The sequence below is a fragment of the Micromonospora sp. CPCC 206061 genome (assembly GCF_036906915.1).
Taxonomy (GTDB): domain Bacteria; phylum Actinomycetota; class Actinomycetes; order Mycobacteriales; family Micromonosporaceae; genus Phytohabitans.
In genome coordinates this window covers 22,448-37,646 of sequence record NZ_JBAKHX010000017.1, presented here as the reverse complement: position 1 = coordinate 37,646, position 15,199 = coordinate 22,448, and the positions used below count along the sequence as shown (strand labels likewise).

Sequence of the window (15,199 nt, the reverse complement as noted above, 5' to 3'; positions counted from 1 at the left end):
ATGCCCGCGTGGCCTCTGATCCGCACCACCCTGACCTGGATCAACGGCACCTCACTGGCCGCCGTGCTGATCTGCGCGGTCACCCGCACCCGCCTGACCCGGGGGTCCGGCGGCGTGTTGGTGGCACACGGGTATCGCCTCAAGGTGCCCAAGCAAAGCTGCTTCACGGTCGGCTCGGTGGTCTTCACCAAGCGTCCCGCCGAGTGGCTGCTGGACCCGGAGCGCGCCGAGCTTCTGCACCACGAGACCCGGCACGTCGCCCAGTACGCCGTGCTCGGCCCCGTCTTCTGGCTGGCGTACGCCGCCGCCTCCGGCTGGTCGTACCTGCTCACCGGCGCGTACGGCAGCCGCAACTTCTTCGAGCGGCACGCGGGGCTCGCGGCCGGCGGCTACCGCGAGCTTCCGCTGCGCCCATGGGCGACCCGGTTCACACGGAGAGCTGCCAGTTCTGCCAGCCATCCACCGGACGGAAACCCATCGCCTCATTGATCGAGATCATGTGGTCGTTGACGCCGGCGTTCCAGGTGTCGATGACCCGCAGCTCCGGCTCGTGCGCCAACGCGAACCGCAGGTTCTCCACCTTCACGAGCGCGCCCAGCCGGTGACCGCGATGGTTGGGCTCGACGAGGGTGATCTGCTGGAACGCGTGCCAGGTGAGGTCGCCTGAGTCGATCGTGGTGAAGGCGACCAGCCGCCCGCTCTCGTCGTGGCGCGCGCCGGCGTTGTACTGCCGCCGCCCGCGGGCCGACTTCACCGCCTCGTTGGCCCGGACGCGGGCGGCGTCGATCTTCTCCGCCTCCCACTCCAGCTCACCCATGGGCGCGTCCGACAGCAGGCGGCCGTCAAGGTACGCGACGTCGTCGATGAGATCGTCGGGCGTCGCGTCTCGCCACAGGACGAGGGAATAACCGGCTGACTTGGCGCGCGCCGCCGCGAGCATCGCATCGAGCGCCTCGTGGTCCAGTGTGGTGACATCGAGCCGCCGTCGAACCTCCTGGAGCGCGGGCTTGGCACCCATCGCCTCCGCGAACGCCCCACCGGCTGGGTCGCGGGCCACACCGCCGGGAAGAGGCTCCAGCGCCATGCCCGCGATCCGCTTACGGCCGAGACCGCGGGCCACGCCCATCGCGTACTCGAACAGGGCCCGCCCGACGCCGCGCCGCCGGTGGTCGGGGTGTACCGCGAGTTCGAGCTCGGCGTTTTCGAGGTTGTCGAGCTGCGGTAGCCCGATCTCCACGTATCCGGCGGGCACGCCGTCGAGGTACGCCAGGGCGTGTTGGAAGCTGTTGCCCGGCCAGGGATGGCGGAGCATCCCGAAGAACCGTTTCTCGGTCATCGGCGGGAAGTCTGGGATGTCGGCGGCGACCGCCGCCGCCATGATCTCGCACGCCTTGTGGGCGGCTGCGTCATCGGCGGGGTCGAGTGGCGTGACGGCGATGTCCATGCTCACGAGGGTCTCGCCTGAGCCGACTGTTCGCGACCGAATTAGTCCGAGGAGGAGGTGGCTTAACAGTTTGGTCGGGAGGGACGGACGCACAGCGCCTCCGGCGCTGGGACGTTAGAACTACGAAAGCCTACGGCGACCGCCCTCCCGCACGGAGCATCCTGCGTCGTCCCGATGGCGCCGTCAAGTCCTCTGAGCGGTGTTTCTCCACGGACGGCAAATTCATGGCTACGGAATGCAACTCCCATCCCGGTGACTCCGCGTCCACCTGCCGGTTGCACTAATGCAGCAGGCCAGCCTCACGGGCGCCGCGCAGCGAGGGCTTGATCCGGTACGTCGGGCCGACCTGAGCCGCGACCGCGTCGAGGGTCTTGAGCCCCTCGCCGGTGTTGTAGACGACGGTCTCGGCCTCCGGGTCGAGCTTGCCCGACTCGACCAGTTTGCGCAGGACGGCCACGGTCACGCCGCCGGCCGTCTCCGCGAAGATCCCGGTGGTGCGGGCGAGTTGGCGGATGCCGTCCCTGATCTCGTCGTCGTCGGCGTAGTCCATCCAGCCGCCGGTGCGCCGCACCGCCTCCAGGGCGTACAGGCCAGCGGCCGGGTCGCCGATGTTGAGCGACTTGGCGATGCCGGTCGGCTTCACCGGGGTGATCTCGTCGACACCGCGGTGCAGCGCGTCGGCGATCGGGTTGCAGCCCAGCGACTGGGCGCCGAAGACCCGCCACCCGTTGGCCGGCGCCTCGACGAGGCCGATCTCCACCAGCTCGCTGAACGCTTTGTCGATCTTGGTGAGCAGCTCGCCACTGGCCATCGGGATGACCACCTGCTCGGGGAGTCGCCAGCCGAGCTGCTCGGCCACCTCGTACCCGAGGGTCTTGGAACCCTCCGCGTAGTACGGCCGGACGTTCACGTTGACGAACGCGGTGTCTTCGAACTCGTCGGTCTCCACGAGCTCGCTGCACAGGCGGTTGACGTCGTCGTACGAGCCGTCGATGGCCACCAGGTCGCCGCCGTACACCGCGGTCGTGATGATCTTGCCCGGCTCAAGGTCGCCCGGGATGAAGACGATCGACGGGACGCCCGCGCGCGCGGCGTGCGCGGCCACGGAGTTCGCGAGGTTACCGGTGGAGGCGCAGGCGAACCGCGAGAAGCCGAGCCCGCGTGCCGCGGTCAGCGCCGCCGACACGACCCGGTCCTTGAAGGAGTGGGTCGGGTTGGCGCTGTCGTCCTTGACCCACAGCGGCCCGCGTACGCCAAGCTCGGCGGCGAGGGCGGGCGCGGCGACCAGGGGCGTGAAGCCGGGATCGAGCGTCACCCGGGTGGCCGGGTCCTGCCCCGCGGGCAGCAGCGCGGCGTACCGCCAGATGCTCTTCGGACCGGCCTCGATCTGCGCCCGCGTCACCCGCGCGAGCGCGGCCTGGTCGTAGCCCACCTCCAGCGGGCCGAAACACTCGTAACAAGCGTGCTGCGCGACGAGGGGGTACTCAGCACCACAGCCGCGACAGACGAGCGCGCGGGCGGGGCTGGGCGGTACGTGGGTGTCGGTGACCGGAGCGCCGAGAGTCGACGTCATAGCGAGGCCCTTCTCTCATCTTTCCCAGCGCCGCACCGTGCGGCCGGGGACGGAATTGGCACCTGCCACGCGTGGCCTCGTCGTCGAGTCACATGCGCGGTGGTTGCCGGGGCGTCATCGGGCCGTGTCCCTCAGCCCCTCTGGATGAGGTGTTCAGTTGTGGTGCAAGTGTAACGGCCGCTTGACCCGGCCGGGCTTTCTCAGTGATGCCGATCACGCTATGAGACGACGTCCTTACGCGTGAAGCGCCAGAAGGCCAGCGACCAGAATATCGTCGCGTACGCCACCGCTGAGATGGTGCCCTTGACGATGTCATCGGACTGCACCGGCGTCGAGAGCATTCCCAGCCAGGCATCGCCGTAGTGGGTCGGCAGCAGGTTGCGCAGCCCGCCCAGCGCCGTGATCTGGTCGAGGATGCTCGACACGATGAAGAGCAGCACGGCCCCGCCCACCGCGCCCAGCGGCGCGTCGGTCGACACCGACAGCAGGAACGCCAGCCCGGCCACGACGAGCAGCCCCACCGCCAGGTACCCGAGGATGCCGAGCAGCCGCAGCAGGCCCTCCCCGGCCGGGATGTCGGCGGCCACCGTGCTGCGCAGCGGATCCCAGCCGTACCGAAGCGTGCCGATCAGCAGAGCGGTGCCGGCGAGCGTCAGCAGGGCGACCGCCGAGTAGGCGAGCGCCACGACCAGCTTGACCGCGAGCAGCCGCGCCCGCGGCACGGGCACCGCCAGCAGGTACCGCAGGCTCCCCCAGCTCGCCTCGCTGGCGATCGTGTCGCCGCAGAAGAGGGCGACGACGACGGTCAGCAGGAAGCCGGCCGATACGAAGAGGGTGAAGAGCGTGAAGTTGAGCCCACCGCTGGTGGCCAGCTCGACCAGGCTCGAAAACTCGCCCCCGCCGTTGTCGTCGTCACCGGTACCCCCGAACTGGAACGCCGCCAGGATGACCAGTGGCAGCAGCACCACGAACGCGAGCGCTAGCTGCGTGCGCCGGCGAGACGCCTGCCGGCGCCATTCGCTCCGGATCGTCAGGGTGCGACCGGGCCGGTAGCCGGTCGCCGCGCCATCGAGTACCGCCATCACCGGTCACCGCTTCCCCGGGTCTCGGAGCCCACCAGGGCCAGGAACGCGTCTTCGAGCCGCCGCCGCGGCACCACCCGGTTGACCCCGACGCCGGCGCGGACCAGCTCGGCCACCACCTCGCTGCGTGGGCTGCCGTCGATGTCGACCACCAGGCCGCCGTTGCCGTCCCACGCCACCGAACGCACCCCGTCGAGCCGGTCCAGCACCGCCTCGGCGGCGTCGACATCGGTCACGTCGAACTGGACGGTCGGCGAATCGCCCACGATGTCCTCCACCGGGCCGGACGCCACGATCTCGCCCTTGTTGACCACCACCGCGTGGGTACAGGTCTGCTCCACCTCGGCCAGCAGGTGGCTGGAGACCAGCACCGCCCGGCCGTCCGTGGCGTACCGCTTGAGCACCCGGCGCATCTCCGCGATCTGCGGTGGATCCAGCCCGTCCGTCGGCTCGTCGAGCACCAGCAGCTCGGGCAGGCCCAGCATGGCCTGTGCGATCGCGAGGCGCTGCTTCATGCCGTGGCTGTACTTGCGCACCTTGCGGTGGATCGAGTCACCGAGCCCGGCGATCTCGACGGCCTCGTCGAAGTGGGCGTCCGCCAGAGGGCGGCCGGTGGCCCGCCAGTACGCCTTCAGGTTCTCGACGCCATTGAGGTGCGGCAGGAAACCGGGCCCCTCGACGAGCGCGCCCAGCCGGGACAGCACCGGCGAGCCCGGCACCAGGCGGTGGCCGAAGACGTAGATCTCGCCACCACTTGGCTGGGTCAGGCCCATCAGTACCCGAAGCGTGGTGGTCTTGCCGGCGCCGTTCGGCCCGAGCAGGCCCACGACCTGCCCGCGCTCGACCGTGAAGTCGACGTCGGACACCGCGACGAAGCCGTCCGCGTACTCCTTGCGCAGATGGTCGACGACGAGCGGCGTGTCCGCGTACTCCTCGCGGACGGAGGTGTCGGTGCGGCGATGCCTGCGCCGCGCGATCGCCACGACCACCGCCAGCCCGAGCGCCACCGCCGCGAGCAGCGCGGCGAGCACCCAGCGCCACAGCGCGGCGGTAGTGGCGATCGGCTCCGCCGCCGCGATGGTCGGCAGGGTGACGCTGTCGCCTGCGCCGAGCGCGACGGTGTAGACGGCCGGCTCGACCGGTGTGGCGTAGCCCTGGTCGGAGGTCGCCACTGAGACCCGCAGCGTGTGGCCGGCCTCGATCCGGCGCACGATCGCCGGCAGCGTGACCGTGATCGGCTGCGCCTCGGCGATGGTGGTGGGTAGCCCGGTCAGGCGAACCGGGGCGATGAGGCCGCTGGGCAGCGTGGCCGTCCCATTCGGATCGACGTCGTACAGCTTGACGAAGACCACCGCCTCGCCGCTCGGGGACGCCGCCCGGATCGACACGGTCGGCGAGCCCGCCACGTCGATCGCCGCGGCCAGAGGCTCGGACTCGAAGTGCGTGTGCTGGCCGGGCAGGTCCATAGCCACCCCGGCCACCGACGCCAATCCACCGAACGAGCCTGCCCCGGGCAGCGTGGAGATGGCGGCGGGGTTGCCGCCGGGCGGGTTGGCGATGAGCTGCGGCGGCCCGGCCAGCGCCACCTGCCGCGTGGCGGTGCCACCGAGACCGGGGTACCGGTCGACCGAGAACCCGTTCGTGACGAGGCCCCGGTCGAGCGCGTTGAAGCCGGCGACCCGCGACCAGGTGAAGCTGTTGGACGGCGCGTCGCCCTCGCCCTTGACGTAGTGGTCGAGCCACTGCGCGGTCAGGAACCGCATTCGGTCCCGGTCGCTCGCGGGGCCCTCGCCGCCGTCGTGGCCGCCGGTGAACCAGGCGACCCGCACCGGGGTGCCGGTGGCGGCGATGCCCCGCGCGTTGGCGTCCGCCTCGGCGAGCGGGAAGAGGCTGTCGGCCTCGCCCTGGATGAGCAGGGTCGGCGCCTTGATCCGGTCGAGCACGGGCGCCGGGCTGGAGCGGCGCAGCAGCTCGACGCCCTCGGTCGTCGCCCGGCCGGTGGTGGCCATCGCGAGGTACGCCTGGCAGACATCCGGGGCGAACCGCCCGCAGGTCGGGTCGCCCGTGGTGCCGCCGAAGAAGTAGCCGGCCCAGCCCTTCTTGAACACGCCGTCGACGTTCTGCTGGCCGGTCGACTGCGGCAGGAAGGAACGGGACAGGTCGTTCCACGTGATCATCGGGACGATCGCGTCGACCCGCGGGTCCTGCGCGGCGAGCAGCAGGGCGAGCGCGCCGCCGTACGAGCCGCCGACCACGCCCACCTTCGGGTCGTTGGGCGCGTCCTTACCTACCTCCGGTCGCGCGGCCAGCCAGTCGAGCAGGCGCTGCGCGTCGCGTACCTCGTGGTCCGGGCTGTCCAGATGGATCTGCCCGCCGCTGCGTCCAAACCCCCGCGCCGTGTACGCCAGCACGGCGTACCCCTGCTCCGCGAGGTCCTTGGCGTCCTCGGCGACGCTCCGCTTGGTACCGCCGAAACCGTGCGCCAGCAGCACCGCCGGCACCGGGCCGTCGGCGTCCGCCGGCAGGTACAGCGTGGTGTCCAGGTCGATCGGCTCGTCGCCGTTCGGGCCGGAGCGCACCGTGACCGTGGTGTCCTCGGTGGTGTAGGCCGGCGAGTCCGGCCACGCCACCCAGACCACCGCGCCGGCCACCACGGCAGCGACGGCGACGGCCGCGGGCAGGGCACGGCGGAGCCGCGCCGGAAGGCGTGCGAGCATGCGCAAACGGTACGTCCTTGCTGGGCCCGCAGGCTGAGAGCACTCTCAGGTGCGGGCGCTGCCTCTACGGGATGCCAGCGCGGGCTACTCTCGGCGCGTGGCCGAACGCGATCTCACCCTGACCGCGAGCATGCGTCCAGCGGCGCTGGATGCCCGGCGCGGCATCGTCCGGCTGCATCCGGAGGTCCTGACCGCGCTGGGCCTGCGCCCCGGCGACCCGGTGCACCTCACCGGCCGCCGCGGCACCGCCGGCATCGCCGCCCGCGCCGAGCCCGGAGCCAGCCGGGCGCTGCTCTACGCCGACGACCTCATCCTCGGCAACCTCGGCATCCGCGACGGCGGCCAGATCACGATCACGCCCGCGCCGGTCGTCGCCGCCGGCCGCGTCACGCTCGCCGGCCCGGTGGAGATCGTCGCCGCGGTGTCGCCGGAGATGCTGAGGCTCGCACTCCTCGGCAAGGTGGTCACCGCGGGCGACAACGTGTCGCTGCTGCCGCAAGACGTCGTGCCCCAGTCCGAGGCGCGCACCCTCATCGAGGGGGCGCGGCGCAGCCTCGCCAACACCGTCGGGTACGCGTGGACGAGCACCCTGCTGACCGTCGAGGCGGTCGAGCCGGCGGACGCCGCACTGGTCACAATGGACACCGTGGTCGCCTGGGAGGGCGGCCAGGCTACACACGCACCCGGCACCACACCCGCTGCTGCCTCGGTGGCTCCTACCGCGCCTGCCGTCACCGTCGATGACCTCCCCGGACTCCGCGCCCAGGCTCAGGAGCTGACCGAGCTGCTCGACCTCGGCTTCCACCACAGCGAGGTACTGGGGCGCCTCGGCACCACGGTCTCGCTCGGCGTGCTGATCACCGGCCCGGCCGGCTCCGGGAAGTCCTCGCTCGTCCAGGCGGTCGCCGGGGCGGTCGGCGCGCGGGTCGAGCAGCTGTGGGCACCAGAAATAGCGGCGCTCACCAACAACGACGCCGCCGCCCGGCTCCGCGCGGCAGCCGGCGCCGTGCGGTCCCGCGGTCCGGCGATCCTGCTCATCGCCGACGTCGAGGCGCTCGCGCCGCGCGAGCAGCCCGGTCCACTGTCGACGGTGTTCCGTCAGGTGCTCGCCGAGACGGTACTCGCCGGGGCGGCCGTCATCTGCACGACCAGCCGGCCCGAGTCGGTCGACCCCGCGCTGCGGGCACCCGATCTGCTGGCGGTGCAGCTCGCGGTACCCCTGCCCGACGCGGCCATGCGCCGCGAGCAGCTCACCGTGCTCACCAAGGGCATGCCGCTCGCCGACGACGTCAAGCTCGACGACGTGGCTGGCCGTACCCCTGGCTTCGTAGCCGCCGATCTCGGCGCGCTCGCCCGCGAAGCCGGCGTGCGCGCGGCGCTCCGCATCCGATCCGGCGCGACCGGCGCCTCGCCGGTCGTGACGATGGTCGACTTCGAGGCCGCCCTCGAAGTGGTCCGGCCCACGTCGATGTCGTCGTCCACACTGGAGCTCGCGGCGGTGACGCTCGACGACGTCGGCGACATGGCCGAGGTCAAAGAGGTGCTGACCGAGACCGTGCTGTGGCCACTCACGTACCCCGACACGTTCGCCCGCCTCGGCGTGCAGCCGCCGCGTGGCGTGCTGCTCTACGGCCCGCCCGGCTGCGGCAAGACCTTCCTCGTCAAGGCGATCGCCGGCACCGGCAAGGCCAACGTGCTCTCCGTCAAGGGCGCCGAGCTGCTCTCGAAGTGGGTGGGTGAGAGCGAACGGGCGGTCCGCGAGCTATTCCGCCGTGCTCGGGAAGCCGCGCCCACGCTCGTGTTCCTCGACGAGGTGGACGCCCTGGCACCGATCCGCGGGCAGGCCACCGACGGCGGCACCACCGACCGGGTCGTGGCGGCCCTGCTCACCGAGCTGGACGGCGTCGAGACCCTGCGCAACGTGGTGGTCATCGGCGCTACCAACCGACCCGACCTGGTCGATGCCGCCCTGCTCCGCCCCGGCCGGCTGGAGCGACTGGTCTACGTCCCACCGCCGGACGCCTCGGCGAGAGTGGAGATCCTGCGGGCCTCGTCCCGCAACGTGCCGCTCGCCGACGACGTCGACCTCCCGGCGCTGGCCACGTCGCTCGACGGCTTCTCGGCCGCCGACTGCGCCGCCCTGATACGCGAGGCCGCGCTGGCCGCGATGCGTGAGTCGCTCGAAGCGTCGTCTGTGACGGCGGCACACGTGGCGACGGCCCGCGAGCGCATCCGGCCGTCCCTTGACCCGGGCCAGGTCGCCTGGCTCGAAACCTACGCGACGGCCCGCGAAACCCGGTGAACCCTCGTCCGCGCGGCGCGCTCATCGCGGTCGCGATCGTGGCGTCGGTGCTGCTGTGCGGGTGCGGCGGCCTCTGGGCCGCGTACGCACTGTCCAGCGACGACCCCGCACCGGCCGAGGTGGCCTGCGCGACGCAACCCGGTGACACCTACGGCTACTGCGACCGCCTCGACGAGATCGAGGTCGGCCGCCGGGCGCTCAACGCCGAGCAGTGGGCAGCCGCCTCGGCGGTGGCTCGCTCTATCCGCGAAACCCTGGCCGGCGCTCCCGCCGACGCCCGCCCGAACGGCATCGCCCGCATCCTGCTCGACGCGGGCTACTCGGGCGCGGTGGTCCGCAAGGCCCGCGAGAACGACCCGGCACCGCCCGGCTCAATCGCCTACGGCGTACCGGCCGGCGCCGCCTGCGTCATCGGCTACCGCACGCCCGACGCCAGCGCCAACATCCCCGCCGGCCCCCTCCCCACCCAAACCTGCCTCCTCCCATAACCCCCGCATCGCCCGCTCCGCCCCGCGCCGCCTCTCCTTCGCCGCGCCCGCCCCGCCTCTCTTTCGCCGATCAAGGGCAAACGCACGTGCTTTGATCTCAAATCCACGTGCGTTTGCCCTTGATCGATGCAATCTCCCTTGATCTGTGCCACCGGCGCCGGATGGGGCGCGCCGCAATTTTCGTCAAGAGCTAGCCGCAGACGAAGCCGAGATACTCCACCTCCGACGGCGACAGCGCCGTGCGGTCCAGCGTGCACAGCGCCTCGGCTGCAGGCCGCGCCACCGGATGCCACTCGACAACCTCGGCGACCGCATGGAGCGCCGACTCACGCTCACGCGCGGGGAGCCCAGCCAGCACGAGGTCGGTCAAAGTCACGGTCACGAGCGCGGCCTGCTCGTCAGTGAACGCGCCCAACTGGTCAGTGATCGAGTCGAGCCACCGGTCCTGGTCTGTGCCGGGGGTGCTGGCTCCTGCCAGCATCGCGTCCAGTAGTGCCGGATCCACCACTACTTGCTCCACGGGTATGGCACGCCCGGCGGCCAGGGAATGTGTGTAGCGTTCGCCGCCGCCGGATCGTAATTGGAACTGTCGGGATTGTGCACGCCTCGCGGGTGCAGCCGCCCATCTCGGTCAAAGTAACGCTGCCCTACCTGGAGCCGGTACGTGACCCCGGTGGCGGCATTCGACCCAGGCGGGGCGGTGCCGTCGGGACCGTGCACCCGGAGCCGGTAGGTCTGCCCGTCCTGGGTCCACTTGTATTCGACCCCGTACTGCGCGCCGCCCCCAGAGTGCGGTGTGAGCGTGCGGCTCTGCGCATTCGCCGGCACCAGCGTCATCGGGTTTTCGGGCAGCGGCGCCCCCGGGCTGATGCGCACGCCTGGGCTGGCTCCGACTGTTGGAGCTGGAGTCTGGGTACCGGAACGAGACCTCCGTGCGGCCTCCAACTCCTTCTTGACGTCTGCCGCCAGGCGCGTGATGTCTGCCTGCGCCACCGCTCGGGCGACCGCGCTGAACTGGGCCTGGACAAGATGCGTCCGTGGATTGCGCGATGGTGGGATGACGTATGCGGCCCGGCAGGTCGCGGTCGCGCTGCCGTTGGGCTGCATCGACTTCGTCGTCACGCAATTCGCGATCGGCCGGCCGTCCAGCGTCATCTGGATCGTGATCGACGCGGTGACCGGTTGCCGTACGGCCAGATACTGGCTCGTGGAGTCGACGCGATTGCTGAGCCGGACGTTAGCCGTGCAGCCGGAGGTGGAGCAGGGCGCCAGCGTGATGGAGCCGTTCAAGGAGAAGCGGACCTGAGAGTCCACCGAGTTCTTCAGTTCGCGGATCTTCTGGTCCAGTCGGCTGTAGAAGTCCTCGATTTCGGTGTTGGACAGACCACTCAGGTCGAACTGAAAGCCCGCGTCTCCCGGCGCACGTACCTCATGGAAGGTGCCTTGCCCACGCCGCACACCAGTGGTCTGGTAACCACTGGGCTGCGCGGACGCGGTCTCCATGCCGGGCGATGTGATCCGCAGGATGCGCTTCGGAGGATCGGCGCTGACATACACCACCAGGTCGGATGTACGCACCGCACGAGCCCGCACCCCGTCGATCGTGGTTTCAGGCCCGACGCGGGTCTCGCCGCGGTCAGCCGCCCAGTCGAGCTGCCCGGCGAGCGCCGCCGGGGCGAGCATCTTGGCGAAATCGAAGCCGAACTCGTCCGGTGTGATCTTGACCCACTGCTTGCCGAACTCGGCCAGCACGTCGCTCGGCGTACCGCGCGAACGCCAGTACGCCTGGTCGGCGCGGACGAAGGTGCGGCCGCCAGCGGCCAGCAGCTCGACCTTGCGACCAGAAACGGTAAGTGTGGCCAGCGTCGCGCCCTTCGGCGATACGCGTACATCGACGGGTATCTGGCGGCGACGGTCGTCGATGACGAAGCCGGTGTACCGCGTGGCCGAGACTTGCGAGAGCGCCTCGGCCGCCTCGTACATGTCGTACTCGGCAGCCTCCGCCGCGGCTACCTCAGATGGATCGTCTTTGGTGAGACGGTCGGCCAGCGACGCAAGGGTGAAAACCGCGATGCTCACCATCGCGAGGAAGCCGGCAATACCCGCAGCGACGATCAAGGCGAGCGTGCGGTTGTCAGAAGGACGCTCTCTGGGCGGACCGGGGCGCGCCCCGCCAGCCTCCGGCATGGTGGTATCCACGATCGCCTCCCCAGGCACGACGGCTTTCGCCAGTCGTCAGTGTGACAGAGAGGTGGATCGCTCGTTGCCCTCCGTATGGCAGGACGGGTCAGCGGCGGCGGGTGCGGGCTCTCGTGGAGCGGAGGCGGCGCAGCCGGCCCACGACCACAGGATCGTGGGCCAGCGCCGCCGGGTTGTCGAGCAGTCCATTGAGGATCTGGTAGTACCGGGTCGCGGACAGGTCGAACGCGTCCCGAATGGCCTGCTCCTTGGCGCCAGCGTGCTTCCACCACTTGCTCTCGAACGCGAGAATCTGCACCTCGCGTTCGGTGAGCTCAGGCTCGGGCGCCACCTCGTCGGAGGCGGGGGCAGGCACATCGGTGTCGAGATCGGAGTCCGGCTCGGATTCCACCAGCTCGAGGTCGTCATCGGCCGGAGCGTCGGCGTGGGGCTTCATGGCGCTCCTTGCGGACATCGACTAGCACGGAAGTCCTAAAAGGTTACCTCACGTCACGTCACGACTGCGCATAAGCCACGTCGCGGCGATCAACACCACGGCGGTGCCCAAGCCGAAGAGCAGGGCGGACTGCTGCCAGGTGACGACGAAGACGTCAGGCTTGCACTCTCCAGCGGAGAAGTTGCAGGCGTTCCAGTCCTCCAGGGTCCACCGTTTCTCGAACCAGGCCAGCACGTACGTCGACAGGGTGTAGCGGTCGGCGAACTTCACGCCGGCGATGTTGAGTGCGATCCGCAGCCCGATCTCGCTGACGACACCCACGCCGATCGCGACGCCGAGGGCCATCGCGGTGTGCCGGCCGACCGACGCCAGCCCGTACGCGATGGCGCCTACCGCGAGCACCAGGCCGATACCGCGGGCGCCGCTGATGGCGAACGACTCCCACGCGCCCTGCGTCATCTTCCCGGTCTGCCCGTCGTATTTGCCGATCAGCCACAGCGCCGCGGTCCACAGTGCACCGAGCACCACGCTGACGCCGAGCAGGCTGGACAGCAGGACACCGAGCTTGGTGAAGAGCACGGAGAGCCGCCGTGGTCGCCACAGGAGCAGGTTCATCATGCCGCCGCTGTGCCACTCGGCGCCGACGTACGAGGCGCCGATGATGTAGGCGGCCAGCGCCGCGATGCCGGCGAACACCGATATGAAGACGCCGAACTCCTTGCGGAACTCGAACTGGTAAGGCAGGAACCACTCCGTCTCGAACTGCTCCCGCTGCGGCGCGAACTCCCGGCCGCAGTCCGGCGGGTACCGGTCGGTGATGGTCTCGCCGCGCCCCTTGGCGGCCTCGCACTCGGCCACCATCTGCTCGTGGTAGCGCATCGACGTCTCGTACTCGGACTGCGCCTTGGCCTCGGCGGCGGCCACCTCCGAAGGGCCGATCTTGTGGCTTGCGAGCGCGAACGCCGTGATGATCGTGCCCAGGCCCAGCACGAGCAGGGCCAGCATCAGCCGGGTGACGCGCCGCTTGAAGAGGCGACGGAACTCGGCGCGTACAAGGCCCTTCATGCCGGCACCTCCGCGGACTGGTCGACCTGGCGGTGCTGGCCGGCCACCGGTGTGGTGCCGGTCAGCTCCAGGAAGACGCTCTCCAGATCGACTGTGATGGGAGCGAGTTCGCTCACGTAGAGGTCGCGGCCGGCGAGCATGCGGGTGACCGAGGACGGCTTGTCGACGCCGGTGACCAGCAGGTGGTCGGGCTGAATGTCGACCCGCGCGCCGGAGGCGACCAGCACCTGCGCGGCGGCTGGCAGGTCGGCGGGGCTTTCCAGGCGTACCCGGACGCCGCCGCTGGAGTGCTGGGCGAGCACCTCGGCGACCGGCCCGGCAGCGACCCGGCGCCCAAGCGAGATGATCGTGACGGAGTCACAGATCTGCTGTACCTCGCCGAGGATGTGGCTGGAGAGCACCACGGTCATCCCCGACGCCGACAGGTCGCGCATGAGATCGCGCATCTCGCGGATGCCGCCCGGGTCGAGGCCGTTGGCGGGCTCGTCGAGTATCAGCAGTTGCGGGTTCTTGAGCAGCGCGGACGCGACGGCGAGCCGCTGCTTCATGCCCAGCGAGTAGGTCTTGACCCGTTCCTTGGCTCGGTCGCGCAGCCCGACCAGCTCCAGCACCTCGGGCACTCGCTGCTGGGCGAGGTTGCCAGCGTCGGCGAGCAGCGAGAGCGTGTCGTTCGCCGAGAAGTGCGGGAAGAACTGCGGGCTCTCGACGATCGCGCCGACCCGTGCCACGACCGTGGGCAGGTTGGCCGGCACCTCTCGACCGAGGAGCGCCATCCGGCCGCCGTTGGGGCGGATCAGCCCCAGTAGCGTGCGGAGCGTCGTCGTCTTGCCGGACCCGTTCGGCCCCAGAAACCCATGTACCTGCCCCGCCTCGACGACCATGTCGAAGCCGTCGAGCGCCTTGCGTTCGCCGCGCCGTCTACTCCGGTACGTCTTACGCAGGCCTTCTATCTCCAGCACCGCAACCATGGCGCACACCATACTGGGTATGCACAAGCTGCACTGTCCCCCCGCCTTAGGCGCGGATGACCTGTACCCCGGCGGCCTCGAAAGCGGCGGTCGTCTCCTCGTCGGCTCCCGAGTCCGTGACCAGCGTTTCCACCCTCTCGATGGGGCAGATCCGCGCGAACGCGTGCCCGCCCAGCTTCGACGCGTCCGCGATGATGACGACCCGCTTGGCGCGCGCGACCATGAGATTGTTCATGGAAGCCTCACCCTCGTGGTGGGCCGCCGCGCCGAGGTGCGCGTCGATCGCGTCGACCCCGAGCAGCGCCACATCGAGCGTCACTTCGCGCAGCAGTGCGCTTCCCAGCGGGCCCACCAGCTCGTACGACTGTGGCCGCACGACACCACCGGCCACCACGATCTTCATCCGGGAGCGCACCAGCAGTTCGTTCGCGATATTCAGCGCGTTGGTCACCACGGTGAGCTGGGCGCCGTCGGCACCGCTGTTGAGGTCGGGCCGCACGGCCAGGGCCCGCGCCACCTCGGTCATCGTCGTTCCGCCGTTGAGGCCCACCACCATGCCGGGCGTGACCAGGGCCGCGGCGGCGGCGCCGATGCGCTGTTTCTCCGCCGAGTGCTTGGCCGTCTTGTAGCGCAGCGGCAGGTCGTACGACACGCCGTTGGCGACGGCGCCACCGCGGGTGCGGGTGATCATCTGTTGCTGCGCGAGCTGGTCGAAGTCGCGCCGGATGGTCGCCTGCGACACATCGAGCCGGGCGGCGGCGTCTTCCACGCTGACCCGCCCGCTCTCCGTCAGCAGCTCGAGCAGGGCGTTCCAGCGCGCGTACCGGTCCACCGTAGCCTCCGATGCACGGAACGTGAGTTTTGCGTGCACAATAGTGCTCAAAACCCCTCTACGCAAAACCGGTTATTGCGCGAAGCTGCGCAC

Annotated in this window: 13 protein-coding genes and 1 riboswitch; of the genes, 3 read left to right on the top strand and 10 right to left on the bottom strand. The window is 70.4% G+C overall.

What is annotated here, in order from left to right:
* A complete protein-coding gene (locus V6V89_RS14805) occupies positions 1 to 489 on the top strand; it encodes a hypothetical protein (RefSeq protein ID WP_334619679.1) in 489 nt (162 codons plus the stop codon).
* Here V6V89_RS14805 and V6V89_RS14800 read toward each other — a convergent pair.
* The 4 genes from V6V89_RS14800 to V6V89_RS14785 form a co-directional block, all read right to left on the bottom strand.
* Complete coding sequence (locus tag V6V89_RS14800) at positions 428 to 1,444, bottom strand: GNAT family N-acetyltransferase (protein WP_334619678.1); 1,017 nt, start codon at positions 1,442 to 1,444, stop codon at positions 428 to 430. The genes V6V89_RS14805 and V6V89_RS14800 overlap by 62 nt on opposite strands.
* A gap of 280 nt (positions 1,445 to 1,724) precedes the next feature.
* On the bottom strand, positions 1,725 to 3,017 hold the full coding sequence (gene thrC / locus V6V89_RS14795) for a threonine synthase (RefSeq protein WP_334619677.1): 1,293 nt from the start codon (positions 3,015 to 3,017) through the stop codon (positions 1,725 to 1,727).
* A gap of 12 nt (positions 3,018 to 3,029) precedes the next feature.
* A riboswitch (SAM riboswitch) is annotated at positions 3,030 to 3,168 on the bottom strand.
* 67 nt (positions 3,169 to 3,235) lie between these two features.
* The gene (locus tag V6V89_RS14790; RefSeq protein WP_334619676.1) at positions 3,236 to 4,099 is read right to left on the bottom strand and encodes an ABC transporter permease; all 864 of its coding nucleotides are present in this window, start codon (positions 4,097 to 4,099) and stop codon (positions 3,236 to 3,238) included.
* Positions 4,099 to 6,816, bottom strand: a complete 2,718-nt coding sequence (locus V6V89_RS14785; protein ID WP_334619675.1) for an alpha/beta fold hydrolase — start codon at positions 6,814 to 6,816, stop codon at positions 4,099 to 4,101. The genes V6V89_RS14790 and V6V89_RS14785 overlap by 1 nt, the downstream gene beginning before the upstream one ends.
* Before the next feature lie 130 nt (positions 6,817 to 6,946).
* Between V6V89_RS14785 and V6V89_RS14780 the strand changes: the two genes are divergently transcribed.
* Positions 6,947 to 9,118, top strand: coding sequence for an AAA family ATPase (locus tag V6V89_RS14780; RefSeq protein WP_442935145.1), 2,172 nt, complete (start codon positions 6,947 to 6,949; stop codon positions 9,116 to 9,118).
* Positions 9,115 to 9,606 (top strand): hypothetical protein, encoded by a 492-nt coding sequence (locus V6V89_RS14775; RefSeq protein WP_334619673.1) that lies wholly within the window; start codon positions 9,115 to 9,117, stop codon positions 9,604 to 9,606. Before V6V89_RS14780 ends, V6V89_RS14775 begins: the two co-directional genes overlap by 4 nt.
* Before the next feature lie 190 nt (positions 9,607 to 9,796).
* Here the strand turns inward: V6V89_RS14775 and V6V89_RS14770 are convergent, their stop codons facing one another.
* From V6V89_RS14770 to V6V89_RS14745, 6 genes are all read right to left on the bottom strand, one after another.
* Positions 9,797 to 10,126 (bottom strand): hypothetical protein, encoded by a 330-nt coding sequence (locus tag V6V89_RS14770; protein ID WP_334619672.1) that lies wholly within the window; start codon positions 10,124 to 10,126, stop codon positions 9,797 to 9,799.
* Positions 10,114 to 11,805 (bottom strand): polymorphic toxin type 30 domain-containing protein, encoded by a 1,692-nt coding sequence (locus V6V89_RS14765; protein ID WP_334619671.1) that lies wholly within the window; start codon positions 11,803 to 11,805, stop codon positions 10,114 to 10,116. The genes V6V89_RS14770 and V6V89_RS14765 overlap by 13 nt, the downstream gene beginning before the upstream one ends.
* Positions 11,806 to 11,893: 88 nt before the next feature.
* Complete coding sequence (locus tag V6V89_RS14760; RefSeq protein ID WP_334619670.1) at positions 11,894 to 12,259, bottom strand: DUF3263 domain-containing protein; 366 nt, start codon at positions 12,257 to 12,259, stop codon at positions 11,894 to 11,896.
* Positions 12,260 to 12,289: 30 nt separating this feature from the next.
* Entirely contained in the window at positions 12,290 to 13,306 is a 1,017-nt protein-coding gene (locus tag V6V89_RS14755) for an ABC transporter permease subunit (RefSeq protein ID WP_334619669.1), read from the bottom strand.
* Positions 13,303 to 14,274 carry an ABC transporter ATP-binding protein gene (locus tag V6V89_RS14750; protein WP_334619668.1) on the bottom strand — a complete coding sequence of 324 codons (972 nt, stop codon included), beginning with the start codon at positions 14,272 to 14,274 and terminating at the stop codon, positions 13,303 to 13,305. Before V6V89_RS14750 ends, V6V89_RS14755 begins: the two co-directional genes overlap by 4 nt.
* A gap of 46 nt (positions 14,275 to 14,320) precedes the next feature.
* The gene (locus V6V89_RS14745) at positions 14,321 to 15,106 is read right to left on the bottom strand and encodes a DeoR/GlpR family DNA-binding transcription regulator (RefSeq protein WP_334619667.1); all 786 of its coding nucleotides are present in this window, start codon (positions 15,104 to 15,106) and stop codon (positions 14,321 to 14,323) included.
* Positions 15,107 to 15,199: the final 93 nt, after the last annotated feature.